Origin of the sequence: Lactobacillus colini (assembly GCF_017874575.1) — a bacterium.
Taxonomy (GTDB): domain Bacteria; phylum Bacillota; class Bacilli; order Lactobacillales; family Lactobacillaceae; genus Lactobacillus; species Lactobacillus colini.
On sequence record NZ_JAGGLU010000009.1, the window covers coordinates 43799 to 58386 of the forward strand.

The following is a 14588-nucleotide window of genomic DNA, read 5'->3' on the forward strand; positions in this document are numbered from 1 at the left end:
TAAGTTACATTATTACATTAATGTAACAAAAACCATAAATGTTACAAGCATGTAACAAAACGGCGCAATTCCTTAATCTTAAAACTTGTTTGTGTTACTTGTGTGCAATATTAGGCCAGTAATATATAGCTTGTCACTTGAAGCAAGACACAAGAAAAATTTTATATTAATTAGACGAAAAAAACTTGCTTCGGAATTCGATTTATTTTTTAAAGGAGACTTTTATTTTGAAGAATTATAAATCCATCAATTTTAAATCTGTCCTCACTAAAACTTTTATGGCTGCAGGTATTGCAGCAACTGGTCTTACTGTAGCTAACATGAACACTAACAAGGCTCAAGCTGCCGTAACTTCACAAGACCCATCTGTTGTTACTATCAAGGCAGCTAGCGTAGTAGTTAGAAGAAGTGCTTCTGACTATGCAGCAACTAATGGTCAGGTATTAAACCGCGCAACTTCATGGAAGGTTATCGACGCAACTAACGATGCATATGGCCAAAGATGGTACGACTTAGGTAAGAACCAATGGGTCAAGGCTTCAGATACTGTTGCTGGTTACCATACTGTAGCTGCATACAGCGCATCAACTTCAACTAACACAACTAACACTTCCTCTGTAGCAACTACTTCAAATAACAGCTACAATTACAACAATAATTCAAATAGTTACTCATCATACAGCTACTCAACTCCTAAGAGTAATTACACTAGTGTAACTACTACTGTTACCTCAACTTCAAGCTACACTTCAACTGCATCTGGTTCAGAAGCAGCAGCTAAGGCTTGGATTGCTAACAGAGAATCTGGTGGTTCATACTCAGCAACTAATGGTCAATACATTGGTAAGTATCAATTATCTGCAGCTTACTTGAATGGTGATTACTCAGCAGCTAACCAAGAGCGTGTTGCCGACAACTACGTAAAATCCCGTTACGGTTCATGGTCAGCAGCTAAGAGCTTCTGGCTAGCTAATGGTTGGTACTAAGATTCACTAATTGCTCCAAAATTCGATTTATTCTAGTTTAAAATTCGTGTTAAGAATCGTCCTATATTAGGGACGGTTCTTTTTTTGCAAGGTGAAAAAATCCCCAAATTAAAAGACGCTAGGAATTTTGCTTCTTCCTTAGCGTCCTTTGTTCTTTAATGGGATAATTCTTTAATCATATGGTCATAATTACGAGTACCAATGATCATGGTATTCTTAACTTTAAATCCCTTGTGAAGGTATAATTGCTGGGCACGTGGATTCTCTTGGTCAACATTTAGACTAAGTATCTTGTAGCCTTTTTGCTTAGCTACCTTTTCAGCTTCGTCTAATAACTTGCTGGCATATCCCTGTCCCCAGTAGTCGGGGTGGACTGCTAGGGCATCAATGTACCATTCATGTGGCCATGCTTCTTGGTCGGTAAATATTTCAGTAGAAATTGGTAAATCAACCTTAGCATAAGCATGACGTAAGACAACGTCGATAATTTTTTGATCATGGTAGGGATACATATCAAGAATAGCGGTGATTTTTTGACTGCTATTTTCAGCTACCCAAATTCGCCGATATGAATAGCGATAATCTTCTGATATAAATCCCAGCTTCATTAGATTGTAGAATTGATCTTCAGGCAGGGATTCAATTGATTTCATCTGCATTTCGTCAAAAATCTGTTTAAGAATGGGATATACAAATGGAAAATCTGCTTTTTTGGCTTTTCTAATCATTTTTACCTACTTTCTATTCTTATGACTAAGAATACCACACAAAAAAAGAGAGTTTCAATTCCGAAACTCTCCATGATGTTAAGTATGAATTAATGTTTAGTACCAACCGTGACGGATCCAGAAGTTCTTAGCATTAACCCATGAACCGTAACGAGATTTAACGTAGTTATTAGCAACACGTTCTTGGTTAGCAGGTGAGTAGTCGCCGTGTAAGTAAGCGGAGCTTAATTGATACTTACCAATGTATTGACCATTGCGGGCGTAGTAATTGTTACCTGATTCACGCATTGCAATCCAAGCTTTAGCTGCTGCTTCAGCACTAGTAGGTGCTTGAGAAACGGCTTTTTTGCTCTTTTTTGCTTTCTTCTTAGTAGTCTTTTGGGCTTTTTTAGCAGCTGAGGTTAAATTACCCATAATAGTATCATCAGCTTTGATCCATTGGTTTTCACCAATTTTGAACCACATATGTCCTTCAGCATCAACAGCTGAACTAGTATAGTTGTAGTGAGCACCATACATAGCAGTGTGACCTGTGAAAGAACCCTTGTAGTAAGAAGTCCAAATCTTAGCACCGGCTTTTGAATCGACAGTGATCTTCTTAGTCTTTAATGTAGTTGCAGCATCTGCAGTATGTGCAGGAGTAGTTGTGTTAATAGCTACAACACCAGTGAATGCAAGAGCAGCACCAGCAGTTAATTTAATTAAGATTGATTTGAACTTATTCAAAGTTAATTCTCCTCGTAGATTTTTAAGTTAATAATTAATATTAATAAATTGTTGTTCGTAATCGACAAGCTTAATAATACGAGGTGATTGTTGCAGTTCTGTTACAGAATAAAGACTATCAGGTTATAAAGCTGTGAAAATAGGGTCATTTTTTGTAATAAAGTCAAATTTTAAGCGAAATCTGCTAAAATTTGAGCAAAATTGGGGTAATTCCCTTCTTGCGGAACCACGTGAAACTTATCTTTAGTGATATGAAACAGTTTAGTTGTTAGATAAGGGTGACCAATTTCATTTAGCATATCAATATCTTCAATTAATCCACCAAATGCAATGCAGTCTTTTAAGTCAATTGCAAAGTAATCAGCCATAATTTTGACAGCTTTTAAGCGTGAAACGTCAGGTGCTAAGATGTCTAAAGTTTCGTTATTGAAGAATACTGTAGTGAGATTATCTAATTGGAAAGCTTCTTTTTGAACTTTAAGTAAATCAGCATGATTACCAATAATGGAAATTTTGTGGACGCCTTTAAGTTCTTTAAGATGTTCAATTGTAGTAGGGAAAGGTTTAACTTGTAGATAAGCACTCAATTTTTTGATTATTGGATTATCATTGTCTTGAGTTAGCCAATTGTAGCCACTATAGATATTCCAGATTAAGTTAGGATATTTTTCTACTATATTACAGATCTTAATTGCAGTATCAACTTGCATGAATTGAGAATTAAGCACTTGTCCCATTTCATCGAGGACAAGTGCACCATTATAGGCAATGAGCGGAGAAGCGGTTGTAATTTTTTCAATTACGTTCAACATTGCCTTTGGCATCCTATTAGACACTGGTATGAATAAGTTGCCATGAATAATTTGCTTTCTAATTGCTAAAATTGTTTCATTATTCAATGAATAGTCAGGACTAACTAACGTATCATCAATTTCACTAAAAATAAGTCTAGGATTTGTCATAAAAAGCCTCTTTTCTGATGAAAATTATAGCAAAAAACAAAAAATTAAAAAAAGTTTATTTTTTTGTTGACAAGATATCCAAAAATCAGTATAGTATTAATTGTTGATTGGCTAAGTCAATCAAATGGTAATTAAGTTGAACAACAAGTAAAAGTTCAATGAATTGGGTTATAGCCAAGTGGTAAGGCAATGGTTTTTGGTACCATCATGCGCTGGTTCGAATCCAGCTAACCCAATAAGACAAGTCAGGTCGTATGACCTGACTTTTTTTATATATTTTTTAAGTTTTCGACCTGAATCAATACTATAATTAATTGAAGTAAGAATTGTAATGTTATGGAGTAAATAAAATGGTACAAGTTGAATTAACACGTTTTAGAATCAAAAAAGGTAAAGAAAAATTAGCTCAAGAGTGGATGGATTTTTTAAATAGTCATCTTGATGAAACTATAGCTACTATGGCTAATGAAAAAATGTATGTTGAAAGTGTTTTTAAGGAAGAATCATCTGATGGGTATACATATTTTTATTGGTATTCAGTTCAGGGTAAGAATGGTACAGCAGTAGAGGATTCAAATAATTATATCGACCAAAAACATCTAGAATACTGGGATAAGTGTATTGATGAAAGCTATAAGCCAGTTAATATGACAATAGAAGAAAATTTAATTGCTCCAAAAATTAATGACCTTATACAAAAAGATAACTAAATGTTTGCTCGATAAAACTTCATTTTTGTTTTAGTAAGTATAGAGTTAAGATAAAGCAAGAATTTAAATAATAGAAAGGACTTCAATTATGAGAAAAGTTGCAATTATCGGTTTAGGACATGTTGGCGCTACAGTTGCCTATACCTTATTCACTCATGGAATAGCAGATACCTTACTTTTACTTGATAAAAATCAAGCTAAGGTAGAAGCTGAATATAATGACTTGCGTGATACCTTGGCTAGAAACGATTACCATGTTAATGTCTTAATGCAAGATTGGGACAAGTTAAAAGAGATGGATGTTGTAGTTACAGCATTTGGTGATATTGCGGCAACTGTGAAAACCGGTGACCGATTTGGTGAATTTGAAATAAATGCTAAGAATGCTAAAGAAGTTGGACAAAGAATTAAAGACACCGGCTTTAATGGTATTTTGATTAATATTTCTAATCCTTGTGATGCTATTTCAACTATTTTACAAGAAACTAGTGGCTTATCTAAAAAGCACGTCTTCGGTACAGGCACGTTCTTAGATACCGCAAGAATGCAACGTATTGTCGGCGAGAAGCTAAATGAAGATCCACGTAATGTTGAAGGCTTTGTCTTAGGAGAACATGGTGCATCTCAATTTACGGCTTGGTCTACGGTGCGCGTGAATGGTCGTAGTGCTGATGAATTATTTAATAAGGATGAAGAATCTGAATTGAGTGCCCAACCTAACAAAAACTCAATGAAAGTTGCCTTTGGTAAGGGCTATACATCTTATGCAATCGCGACTTGTGGTGTGAGATTGGTTCAAGCTGTTTTTAGTGATGCTAGATTATTTGCGCCAACTTCAGTTTATGTCGATGAAGTTGGAACTTATATTGGCTATCCTGCAATTATTGGTAAGGACGGAGTTGAAGAAGTAGTTAAATTGAATTTAACCGATGAAGAAGATCAGAAGCTTCAAGATTCAGCTAATATTATTAAAAAACATATTGCACAATTGAACTAAGAATAAATAATCTTACTATATTAGACGGTTTCAACAGAAGCCGGCTATTTTTTTATTCTTGAATATGATATAAAATAACTTTTAGTATACTGATAGTTATGATTAATAATTGTGAGGAAGTTATGCAAAGAGAAAAAAGCTTTTTTTATTTAGGTTTTATAGAGAATAGTAAAGAATTTAGATATTTAAATAAGAGTAGAACAAATGATTTGTACCGAGAAATATTTATAGGTACGCAGAATAATAAGTCTGTTAAAGAAAATTATGAAATTGGTGGACAAAATCAAAATATTGCTTCGACTGTTGGTAATTTACTAGCCGAAGTAATCATACATTTATATGATGTTGACAATCGTATTAAAGCTGGTATAAATTCTAAAAAGAAAAAAGTAAAGGAGGGTTATTCTTATCAAAGTTGGAAACATTTAAATGCAAGTGAGCGAATAGATTATTTAGAATACCTTAAGTTATATGATGTTACGATTATTAATATGCTAAATAGCCTGCGTGAAGATCGTAATGGACAGCATGATCCTGATCGTCGAGAAGCTGCAACTGACCAAGTGGTAGATCAAGATTTAGAAGATTTCCATGATGTTTTGGCCTATTTTTATAATTATTATGAAGTAAAAAATGGCGATGCAGAATCATTTTTTAATCCACGTTTGCAAAGTAAGGCATACGTAAAAGGAAAAATAAATAGTCTGGTACCTCTAAAATTTGATTTAGCTTGGCATGGTAAAAAAGAAGAAACAACTGAAGAAAAAGATCAGTATGTTATTCCTGAAAAGCCAATAGAAACGGATTTAATTTTTGATAAGAAAAAATCAGATAGTGGCGATAGCAAACAAAAGCGTCCTGAAAAAGAAGTAAAGGGTAAAAAGGATACTGAGCCGATATTTACTAACAAGGAAAAATTAAAATCAGTTGTAAATAGTACAAAAAATGCACTTAAAAAGATAGACCCCAAAAAAGTTTGGACTTATGCTAAAGTAGCCATTGGTGTAGGGGTTGCATTATTAATTCTTTCAGGTGCAATTTCTACTATTTCAGGTGTAGTTCATTCCCTTTTTCCTGGTAATAATGACATAGGTACTGAAGAGGTTAATGATAATTCAGATTCTGAAACTAGCACAACTACTTCTAATACATCAGACTCTAAATCTAATTCTAAAGAAAGATTTAATCCTGCAATTTTCCAGTTTTATTTGGCAGGATATGATGTTGACATTTACAAAAATGGGCAAAAAACTAAGGATGTGGGGGAACCACGTATTCATAAAGGATATACAGAAGAAGATTACATTGTTTCTTCTAATTTAAGTAATCATGTGGTAGTTGTCTCCAGAAATAGTAGAGCTCAAGAGATAGCTAAAGATAAAGAATTATTTAAGCAAACATATGAAAAACAGAAAAAAGAGGGAGTGTCTGGATATCTCTATGATCCTGACAAGAATGAGCTGACCTTAAAGCTTCATGATATTGACTATTACGTAACTGATTCTGGATATATAAATGTAGATAAAAATTTAAAATTGAATAAGAGAGGTGAACAAAAAATACAGAGTGTATTTAATAATCCACGCAATGGTACTAAGGGATTAGTTATTAATAAAAATAATAATCAAAAAATAACTTTGACAAATGAAGATTTTATCAACGCAGGTAGTGATAATTATCGTGTGGTTTATGACTTTCATTTTGAGTTGGATTCAACTTATGTTGCTTGGTCTTAAATATTAACATTACTATTTTGAAAAAAATTTATTTTTTTCAAAAATATCCTTGCATTTTTTAGTCATCTTCGATATTATAATTAAGTAATCTTTCGGAGGCCTAGCGAAGTGGCTAAACGCGGCGGTCTGTAAAACCGCTCTCTCTGAGTTCGGTGGTTCGAATCCACTGGCCTCCATTGCTGGATTATTCCAGCTGGTAATTAGTTGAACAACAAGTAAAAGTTCAATGAATTGGGTTATAGCCAAGTGGTAAGGCAATGGTTTTTGGTACCATCATGCGCTGGTTCGAATCCAGCTAACCCAATTTTCTTATTTTAAGAAACCCAACCCTTGAAAAAACGTCTTCAATTGAAGACGTTTTTTTGTATCTAATTCAAAATCTTAAAAATCAGCTTCAACTTCTCCATCCCAAGTTATCATGCCACCGACAACATTAGTAACGTCTTGGTAGCCTTGTTCAGTAAGATAGTGACAGAATTGTCCCGAACGGTTACCAGAGCGACAGATGAAATAGTATTTTTCATTCTTGGGTAAGTCGAATTCGGCTACTTTTTCTAGTGGAAAGTTAGAACTTTCAGGTACATGACCTGCACTATATTCAATTGGTTCTCTTACATCGAAGAGCTTGACTTCAGGATTTTGAATTAGAATTTTTTGTAATTGAGTAGTTGAAATTTCTTTCATAAATTACCTCCGTATCTAATTAAAGCAAAAAATGCTACGAGGTAGTAGAATATATTCTTGAAAAAATAGAAAGGACACGATTTTAGTGACAAAACTTGTTAAAGTTGGCGCCCGTGGTGACGGAATTGAATGGAAGTATGCCTTAAAGAATGTTCAAGCTGATGATGTGTTACTTTTGGAACCTGGATATTATAAATTAGAGCAGGGGATGCAAGTTTGCGATTTAACAATTAAAGGGACCGGTAGTAGCCCCGAAGATACTATTATTGATGGAAATTTTATCTTGGGTGGTGATTGTAATTTCTTTACTATGGAGAATCTTTGCTTAGAAACAAAAAGCAATTATAATCCTTTATTTGTTGAAAATAGTGCTGATACTTACCTAACTTTAAGAAATGTTGTCTTAGATGGTGGCGTTGATAATACTGCTGCAATTGCAGTAAATGGTCAATGTACATTAGAGCTATTTTCAGTGAAGGTATTGGGAGCAAGTATATCTCTTTTTGCTAGCGCTAATTTCAGAATGACAATGAATGATTGCTTAGTCGACTATAATTCTGAAAAGTATTCGGCAATTGGAATTCAGGGCAAGGGAACAGCGATAATTTCTAATTCAATTATCAAGGGCAGTCTTAGTACTTATAGTAATTCCAATTGTGAAGTAGACTTAAATAACTCTGAAGTAACAATTGGCTTAATACATGGTCAGACCTGGATGAATATGTTAAATTCAAAAATTACTAGTGACAGTGATTCGAGCTTTTATATTTCAGAAGATTCATGGGTAAATATCGTTAATTGCAGTTTTGCAGGTGGGGTCTTCATAGATAAGGAGACGCGAACCATTATGCAAAATTCTAGCTTAGATCGGTTAATCGTATGTGACGATGCTAAGCTAACTATTAACAATAGTACAGTTAATAGTCATGCCGACTTTCAAGATCGGGCTAGTTGTGATGCGACTAGGGTGACATTTTCTAGTGGTGTTAATTTTAAATATTTTATTGCTCTGAATGGGTCAGCTTCGATGCGGGGGCGTGATTTAGTTATTAATGCGGACAATTCGACAATAGCAGTTCAAGATGATGCTAAGGTAATATTAAATATTCTGTCTGATAGTAAACAAGATGTCTTAGAAGTTGAATGTGATAAGAAGGATAATATTAATATTGTTGGCGTTGCTTGGGAAGTAAAGAGTTAATTAGCTGCTTGTCTGAATACATCTTTACCAACTAGACCAATTTATTTATAATATTAATTAGACTAGTTAACTGAACCCAGGAGGCACTTAATTATGCAAGAACCAATGTATATAAAAATTCATAATCAGATTAAACGTGATATTGAAAATAAAAAGTATGTTGTCGGTCAACGAATTCCTGCAGAGCGCCAACTGGCTGTGAAGTTTAATGTATCGCGTATGACACTGCGTCAGGCAATTAAGACACTTGAGGATGAAGGAATCTTAGAGAGAAGGCTAGGCAGCGGCACTTATGTTGCCAGCCAAAAAGTACAAGAAAAAATGTCTGGTGTAATGAGCTTTACTGATATTACTCGCTCTAATGGTCAGGTCCCATCAAGTAACTTAATATCTTATCGGATAACTAAGCCATCACTATCAGAAAAAGAAAAGCTCAATATCCAAGCAGATGATGATGTTTTAAGAATGGAGCGTGTCCGTTCAGCTGATGGCATTCCTATTTGTTATGAAGTAGCAGCTATACCATATAATCTAGTAAAAGACTTTTCAAAAGAAGAAATATCTACTAGTCTGTATGATACTTTAAAGAAGAAAGGCGGCTATGAAATTGGCAATGTAACTGAAAATATCGGTGCTTCAATTGCTAATGAAAATGATGCCCGTTTGCTCTCAGTCAGAAAGGGCGAAGCATTAGTAACTCGTCGCCAAGTAACTGAACTTAGCGATGGTAGACCCTTTGAATATGTACGAGCTTTCTATGTAGCTGAAAGATTTGAATTTACATTTGCAAAATAATAAGCTAGGTCGTTGTGACCTAGCTTATTTATTTAAGATCTTTTTTAATTTTAGTAGTTGAGATGCCGGGAGTTCGTGGTAAGTAGATTACGTTGCAATAAGGCTTAAGAAAGTCAAACTGCCCCTTCCAATCATCTCCCATGACAAAGGTATCGACACCGTATTTTTGAATATCATGGACTTTTTGATCCCAGTCTTTTTCAGGGATGACTTCGTCTACATATTTAATTGCTTCTAAAATATATTTACGTTCATCATAGCTATTATAAGCTTCTTTGTGTTTTTTGAATTCGTTAAATTCATCGGTCGATAAGCCGACAATTAGGTAGTCGCCTAGCTCTTTAGCACGCTTAAGTAAGCGCACATGACCATAGTGAAGCAAGTCGAAAGTCCCATAAGTAATAACTTTTTTCATAATTTTCTCCTTAATGTTACCTGTATTTTATCAAAAATGACGCATCTGTTAAAATATAATAGTTAATTAACAGTGACACTTGACATTGAGTTTAAAAATTTGAGTAATAAAAATGAATAAAGTAAAAGTATTAGGAATTGATTTTGATAATTATTCTTTGTCAGAATTTAAAAATGAATTTATTAGTCGTTTAAATAATCATCTCTCAACTATGATTGTAACTGCTAATCCAGAGATCGTAATGGCAGCTAACCAAGACCATGAGTTTATGGAAATTATCCAGCGTGATGCAGATTATGTGACTGCCGATGGAATTGGTATTGTTTTAGCAGGAAAGATGCAAAACACCCCAATTGCTGAAAGAGTAACAGGATATGACTTGTTTACTTGGTTTTTGCATGTGGCAAATTTAAGAGGGATGAAGGTTTATCTAATTGGTGCTAAGCCTGAAGTGATTACGGCCACTGAAGCAAGAATTGCTCAAGACTATCCCAATATTAAGGTGGTTGGTGCCCAAGATGGCTATTTTAAAGATGATTTAAATACTGTTGCCCAAAAGATTGAACTTACTAAACCTGATATGGTTTTTGCGGCGATAGGCTTTCCAAGGCAGGAGAAATTGATTGCTATTATGAGAAGGGATAACTTACCAGCAATGATGATGGGAGTTGGGGGGAGTTTTGATGTTTTTTCAGGTAAGGTAAAGCGTGCCCCTGAACTTTTTCAAAAGTCGCATTTAGAATGGTTTTACCGCTTGATTACCAATCCAACTCGTCTTAAGCGGATGATGGTATTACCGAAGTTCGTTATTGAAGTAAAGAAAAATAAAAAGAGGTAAAAGATGAAGATTCTCCACATTAATGCAGGTCTAGAAAAGGGCGGCGGATTATTTCATATTGTCAATCTGTTAAGTGAAGCAAAAAAAGAAGGCCAAGACTTCGAATTGTTGACTTTAGCGGATGGTCCCGTAAGCCAAGCTGCTAGAAAAGCGGGAATTAAGACTTATGTTTTAAATGCCAATAGTCGCTATGACTTAAAGGCTTTGAGTAAGTTAGTTAAATTCATTAATCAAGGACACTATGATATTGTCCATACTCATGGCGCCCGTGCTAACTTGTATGTTTCATTAATTAAGAAGAGGATTAAGTCTAAGTGGTTGATTACTGTTCATTCAGACCCTCTAAAAGATTTTGAAGGAAGGGGGATATTGGGTAATATATTTACTAAATTAAATTTACAAGCTCTAAAAAATGCAGACGGCATATTAGCTATTACCCAGAACTTTGCGGATATTTTAACTGAAAAGGTCGGTATTAAAAAGACGAAAATCTATGTAATTTACAATGGTATCTTCTTCAATGATAATATTGAAATCCCTAGCAAATATGCCCATCCTTACTTTAATGTTATTAATGTTGCTAGATCAGAGAAAGTAAAGGGACAAGACTTATTACTAAAGGCAATTCAAAGCTTAAATAATTCGAATTTGCGCCTGCACTTAGTTGGTGACGGCAGTCAGCTTAATAAGCTCAAGGCGCTAGCTAGAGATTTAGGAATTAGTCGGCAAGTAACTTTTCATGGATTTTTGGATCATAAGCAGATTCGTGAATTATATAGGAAGATGGATCTAGCTGCTTTAACATCTTATTCAGAGAGTTTTCCGCTGGTTTTGCTGGAAGCTAGTGATAATTTAGTACCAATTCTTTCAACTGATGTTGGCGATATTGAAAAAATGATCCCAAATGATGATTATGGTTTTGTAGCTGAAATTGGCAACTTAGATTCAATCACTAGACAGCTTGAAAAGGCAGTTGCTAAGTCGAAGTTAGAATTAGCAGAAATGGCTAAAAGAGAAAAAGAATACTTAGCTAGAACATTTTCAATGAAAAATCAATTGCTGGTAGTAACTAATTATTACAAATCAATCTTAGGCGATAATTATGGTGACTAAGCGTAGAAATTTAAATTTTTTGTTAATTTGGCTCAGTATTGCGCCCATTTATTTGCAGTTTGTGAATCTTTTTTGGGGAGAATCAAGTTTAAATTTTAGTCTAAATACTTTTTATGCCTTGGTGTTAGTTCTAGCCTTGACAACAAGTAATATAGAGGATATTGACCAGTGGTTTTTAGAGAAAGCTACGACCTGGCTGAGTGTTAACTTGTGGCTGTTGAATTTAATAGATCTGAGTGGCTGGTTGAGCATTAAGACGCCAGAGTTAATTTATCAGTTGGGGATATTGACCACGAGTGCTAGTCTGTATTTTTTAGAAAGGCACTTCACTTTAAAGAATATTTTATTAATCGCCATTAACTTAAATTGTTTGGCTTATGTATTCCCACCGGCTGGTGCTTGGGGATTATTGATTACCTCATTAATTATGCTCTCGCTGTACTTAGAGAGATTTGCAATTACTTTTAGCGAGCAGTTTCGGCTAAGTTTATTGATTGTATACTTGACTGTAACCTTATGTGCCATAACATGGGTAACACTTGAATGGCCATTATTTCTATTTGACAATGTTGCCTGGCAAATAGAAGCACTAGCCCTGCCGGTTATTCTTGTTTTAGCCTGGTTAGCTTGTAAGATGCAGGAGCGAATTATTGCAACGATTCACTTATTTTTTGCAATTGGATATTTTACTTTAATTAGTGAAATGGTGATTTTCATTGGTCAACCAAGAAGCTTAAATATTGCTTTTTTAGCTTTTTGTCTGGTGATTTATATTAATTTATTTAATATTTTTGGCTCGGTTTATTTGGATAGCAGCCATCGCAAGATTTCAGTTATTATTCCAACCCATAATGATGAAAAAACTATCGTTAAAGCACTACAGTCAATTAGGATACAGAGCTATCAAGATTGGGAAGTAGTCGTTGTTGATGACGGCTCTAGCGATAAGACACTGACATATCTTAGACGCTATTTAAAATATAACAGCATGCCAGTTAAATGTTTCTCTGTTAAGCATCATGGGCGCTTGAATGCAGTAAGATATGGGCTAAAGTATATTAGCGGTGATATTTGCCATATTCTTGATCCTAAGGATGCGCTATATGATCATAACGTCTTTTATCGGGCAATGACCAATCTGTGCGGTGAGAAGTGTGACGGGATCTTTGTTGGTATCCAGCAAGAGAATCGGCTAGGAAGGATCCATGAGATTCTTCGTCCGCCAGCCTACTATGATAGTTGGGCTACAGTAGTTAAATTAGCCTTAACAGGAGGTAAGGACATCTTTGTACCATATATTTATTGGCGAAGGGATATTTTTGAAACTACAGTTAAGAAAAACTATCTAATTAATAATCTTCCGGCTTGGTATAATGTTAACAATAATCTTGGGTTAAGGATGGCTAATGCTAACTTTGTTGGTTTAAAATGTGGCATTAAGACGAGATTAGATTTAGAACCAAACCTAGTTAACTTATCAGGACAATTGCGAACTCTACATCATGTATTAGCTAACTTTAAGATTAATTCATTTAATAGCCAAGCACGTATTTATCAATTCTTGAGGCAGATGCATTTATCTAGTATGGGGATAATATTTTTTAAGATGGGTAGAACTAAGTTAAAAAATATCACCCCTAAGTTAATTGCTAAGTCGAATCAAAGCCATCCTTATTTGACTGCAATTGCTAAATTCGCTCAAAATTATGATCCTGAAAAGGCAATTACAATTTCATTGCCTGCCAAACTAAAGTTATACGACGGTAGTGATATGGAAGATTTTGAAAAAGACTTTGACAAAAATAGACTTGATACATTTTATCTGGATTTTATGCAATATTTAAAGCAAGGACCAGGAATAATGCAAGTAGCACCAAGTCAAAAGAAAAGATTAGCTAGAATTTTAGAATTTTTTACGATTAAAGATTATATAACAATAGAGGAAAAAAGATGATACCAAAAATTATTCATTATGTCTGGGTAGGCGGTAACCCTAAGCCTAAAAGTATCCAAACTTGTATGAAAACATGGCAAAAACACTTAAAAGATTACAAAATTATTGAATGGAACGAGACCAATTTCGATATTCATGAGAACAAGTATGTTGAACAAGCTTATCAAGCTAAAAAATGGGCCTTTGTGTCTGATTATATTCGTGCTAAGGCGATTTATGAATATGGCGGAATATATCTAGATACTGATGTATTAGTACTTGATAATTTACATGAATTATTGAAGAATCGGGCTTTTGTCGGTTTTGAAAATAAAGACAATCCCTTTACTGCTGTCTTTGGCGCTGAACCTAAGCATCGCTTAATTAAGGATATGCTTGATTATTATGATGACCGAAACTTTGAATTTGACAAAAATAACCAATTATCCGGTGTTAATACAGTCTCTGTTTCAGAAATTTTAAAGCAAAAATATGGTGCTAAACCTAACAATCAAGAGCAGTGGCTGCCATACGGAATCCACGTTTATCCTGATGGAGTGTTGTGCAATCCTTCAAAAAATTCTAAGACAATCCATATCTTTACTGGAACTTGGATGGAAGGTCAAAAGCCCCTAAAAAGAAAGATTGTAACTAAGTTAAAATTGCATATAAAAACGCCATTTGAAGCCGGCCTATATGCTAGATTAATTAGGTAATTGCTATCTGAATAAGTTTGACTATAATAGAGACAAACAATTATAAAA

At 34.5% G+C, this 14588-nt stretch carries 15 protein-coding genes and 3 tRNA genes; 13 read left to right on the plus strand and 5 right to left on the minus strand.

The annotated features are described in order from the left end of the window. The first annotated feature begins 245 nt into the window (after positions 1 to 245). Positions 246 to 986: an aggregation-promoting factor gene (gene apf, locus J2Z60_RS07850; RefSeq protein ID WP_209687184.1), complete on the plus strand. Its 741-nt coding sequence runs from the start codon at positions 246 to 248 to the stop codon at positions 984 to 986. 155 nt (positions 987 to 1141) lie between these two features. Here apf (J2Z60_RS07850) and J2Z60_RS07855 read toward each other — a convergent pair whose 3' ends face one another. The 3 genes from J2Z60_RS07855 to J2Z60_RS07865 form a co-directional block, all read right to left on the minus strand. Continuing rightward, positions 1142 to 1714, minus strand: coding sequence for a GNAT family N-acetyltransferase (locus J2Z60_RS07855; protein ID WP_209687145.1), 573 nt, complete (start codon positions 1712 to 1714; stop codon positions 1142 to 1144). A gap of 96 nt (positions 1715 to 1810) precedes the next feature. Then, complete coding sequence (apf, locus tag J2Z60_RS07860) at positions 1811 to 2440, minus strand: aggregation-promoting factor (RefSeq protein ID WP_209687146.1); 630 nt, start codon at positions 2438 to 2440, stop codon at positions 1811 to 1813. A 170-nt stretch (positions 2441 to 2610) separates the two neighbouring features. After that, positions 2611 to 3402 carry an HAD-IIB family hydrolase gene (locus J2Z60_RS07865; RefSeq protein ID WP_209687147.1) on the minus strand — a complete coding sequence of 264 codons (792 nt, stop codon included), beginning with the start codon at positions 3400 to 3402 and terminating at the stop codon, positions 2611 to 2613. A gap of 164 nt (positions 3403 to 3566) precedes the next feature. Here J2Z60_RS07865 and J2Z60_RS07870 point away from each other — a divergent pair. From J2Z60_RS07870 to J2Z60_RS07895, 6 genes are all read left to right on the plus strand, one after another. Further along, positions 3567 to 3638 (plus strand) — tRNA-Gln (locus J2Z60_RS07870). A 114-nt stretch (positions 3639 to 3752) separates the two neighbouring features. Next, on the plus strand, positions 3753 to 4112 hold the full coding sequence (locus J2Z60_RS07875) for a DUF6176 family protein (RefSeq protein WP_209687148.1): 360 nt from the start codon (positions 3753 to 3755) through the stop codon (positions 4110 to 4112). An 88-nt stretch (positions 4113 to 4200) separates the two neighbouring features. Then, positions 4201 to 5109: an L-lactate dehydrogenase gene (locus tag J2Z60_RS07880; protein ID WP_209687149.1), complete on the plus strand. Its 909-nt coding sequence runs from the start codon at positions 4201 to 4203 to the stop codon at positions 5107 to 5109. 122 nt (positions 5110 to 5231) lie between these two features. Beyond that, entirely contained in the window at positions 5232 to 6845 is a 1614-nt protein-coding gene (locus tag J2Z60_RS07885) for a hypothetical protein (protein ID WP_209687150.1), read from the plus strand. Positions 6846 to 6939: 94 nt separating this feature from the next. Continuing rightward, positions 6940 to 7021, plus strand: a tRNA-Tyr gene (locus J2Z60_RS07890). Positions 7022 to 7077: 56 nt separating this feature from the next. Then, positions 7078 to 7149 (plus strand) — tRNA-Gln (locus tag J2Z60_RS07895). A gap of 77 nt (positions 7150 to 7226) precedes the next feature. Here J2Z60_RS07895 and J2Z60_RS07900 read toward each other — a convergent pair. Then, complete coding sequence (locus J2Z60_RS07900; protein ID WP_209687151.1) at positions 7227 to 7529, minus strand: rhodanese-like domain-containing protein; 303 nt, start codon at positions 7527 to 7529, stop codon at positions 7227 to 7229. An 85-nt stretch (positions 7530 to 7614) separates the two neighbouring features. On the opposite strand from J2Z60_RS07900, the gene J2Z60_RS07905 reads away from it, so the two are divergent. After that, positions 7615 to 8730 (plus strand): hypothetical protein, encoded by a 1116-nt coding sequence (locus tag J2Z60_RS07905; protein WP_209687152.1) that lies wholly within the window; start codon positions 7615 to 7617, stop codon positions 8728 to 8730. A gap of 93 nt (positions 8731 to 8823) precedes the next feature. Beyond that, entirely contained in the window at positions 8824 to 9525 is a 702-nt protein-coding gene (locus tag J2Z60_RS07910) for a GntR family transcriptional regulator (RefSeq protein ID WP_209687153.1), read from the plus strand. A 28-nt stretch (positions 9526 to 9553) separates the two neighbouring features. Here J2Z60_RS07910 and tagD read toward each other — a convergent pair whose 3' ends face one another. Next, positions 9554 to 9940, minus strand: coding sequence for a glycerol-3-phosphate cytidylyltransferase (gene tagD, locus J2Z60_RS07915; RefSeq protein ID WP_209687154.1), 387 nt, complete (start codon positions 9938 to 9940; stop codon positions 9554 to 9556). Positions 9941 to 10052: 112 nt separating this feature from the next. Here tagD and J2Z60_RS07920 point away from each other — a divergent pair, with 112 nt between their 5' ends. From J2Z60_RS07920 to J2Z60_RS07935, 4 genes are read left to right on the plus strand one after another with little or no spacing between them, the layout of a single operon-like run. After that, the gene (locus tag J2Z60_RS07920; protein ID WP_209687155.1) at positions 10053 to 10778 is read left to right on the plus strand and encodes a WecB/TagA/CpsF family glycosyltransferase; all 726 of its coding nucleotides are present in this window, start codon (positions 10053 to 10055) and stop codon (positions 10776 to 10778) included. 3 nt (positions 10779 to 10781) lie between these two features. After that, a complete protein-coding gene (locus J2Z60_RS07925) occupies positions 10782 to 11891 on the plus strand; it encodes a glycosyltransferase (RefSeq protein ID WP_209687156.1) in 1110 nt (369 codons plus the stop codon). After that, the gene (locus J2Z60_RS07930) at positions 11881 to 13845 is read left to right on the plus strand and encodes a glycosyltransferase family 2 protein (protein ID WP_209687157.1); all 1965 of its coding nucleotides are present in this window, start codon (positions 11881 to 11883) and stop codon (positions 13843 to 13845) included. The genes J2Z60_RS07925 and J2Z60_RS07930 overlap by 11 nt, the downstream gene beginning before the upstream one ends. Beyond that, entirely contained in the window at positions 13842 to 14540 is a 699-nt protein-coding gene (locus tag J2Z60_RS07935; protein ID WP_209687158.1) for a glycosyltransferase family 32 protein, read from the plus strand. Before J2Z60_RS07930 ends, J2Z60_RS07935 begins: the two co-directional genes overlap by 4 nt. Positions 14541 to 14588: the final 48 nt, after the last annotated feature.

What these genes read in the sequence shown, in the direction of transcription:
- J2Z60_RS07880 (WP_209687149.1), top strand. Translation starts at nt 4,201, where the DNA reads ATGAGAAAAGTTGCAATTATCGGTTTAGGACATGTTGGCGCTACAGTT.
- J2Z60_RS07875 (WP_209687148.1), top strand. Translation starts at nt 3,753, where the DNA reads ATGGTACAAGTTGAATTAACACGTTTTAGAATCAAAAAAGGTAAAGAA.
- J2Z60_RS07925 (WP_209687156.1), top strand. Translation starts at nt 10,782, where the DNA reads ATGAAGATTCTCCACATTAATGCAGGTCTAGAAAAGGGCGGCGGATTA.
- tagD (WP_209687154.1), bottom strand. Translation starts at nt 9,940, where the DNA reads ATGAAAAAAGTTATTACTTATGGGACTTTCGACTTGCTTCACTATGGT.
- J2Z60_RS07910 (WP_209687153.1), top strand. Translation starts at nt 8,824, where the DNA reads ATGCAAGAACCAATGTATATAAAAATTCATAATCAGATTAAACGTGAT.
- J2Z60_RS07935 (WP_209687158.1), top strand. Translation starts at nt 13,842, where the DNA reads ATGATACCAAAAATTATTCATTATGTCTGGGTAGGCGGTAACCCTAAG.
- J2Z60_RS07885 (WP_209687150.1), top strand. Translation starts at nt 5,232, where the DNA reads ATGCAAAGAGAAAAAAGCTTTTTTTATTTAGGTTTTATAGAGAATAGT.
- J2Z60_RS07865 (WP_209687147.1), bottom strand. Translation starts at nt 3,402, where the DNA reads ATGACAAATCCTAGACTTATTTTTAGTGAAATTGATGATACGTTAGTT.
- J2Z60_RS07930 (WP_209687157.1), top strand. Translation starts at nt 11,881, where the DNA reads ATGGTGACTAAGCGTAGAAATTTAAATTTTTTGTTAATTTGGCTCAGT.
- J2Z60_RS07900 (WP_209687151.1), bottom strand. Translation starts at nt 7,529, where the DNA reads ATGAAAGAAATTTCAACTACTCAATTACAAAAAATTCTAATTCAAAAT.
- J2Z60_RS07920 (WP_209687155.1), top strand. Translation starts at nt 10,053, where the DNA reads ATGAATAAAGTAAAAGTATTAGGAATTGATTTTGATAATTATTCTTTG.
- J2Z60_RS07855 (WP_209687145.1), bottom strand. Translation starts at nt 1,714, where the DNA reads ATGATTAGAAAAGCCAAAAAAGCAGATTTTCCATTTGTATATCCCATT.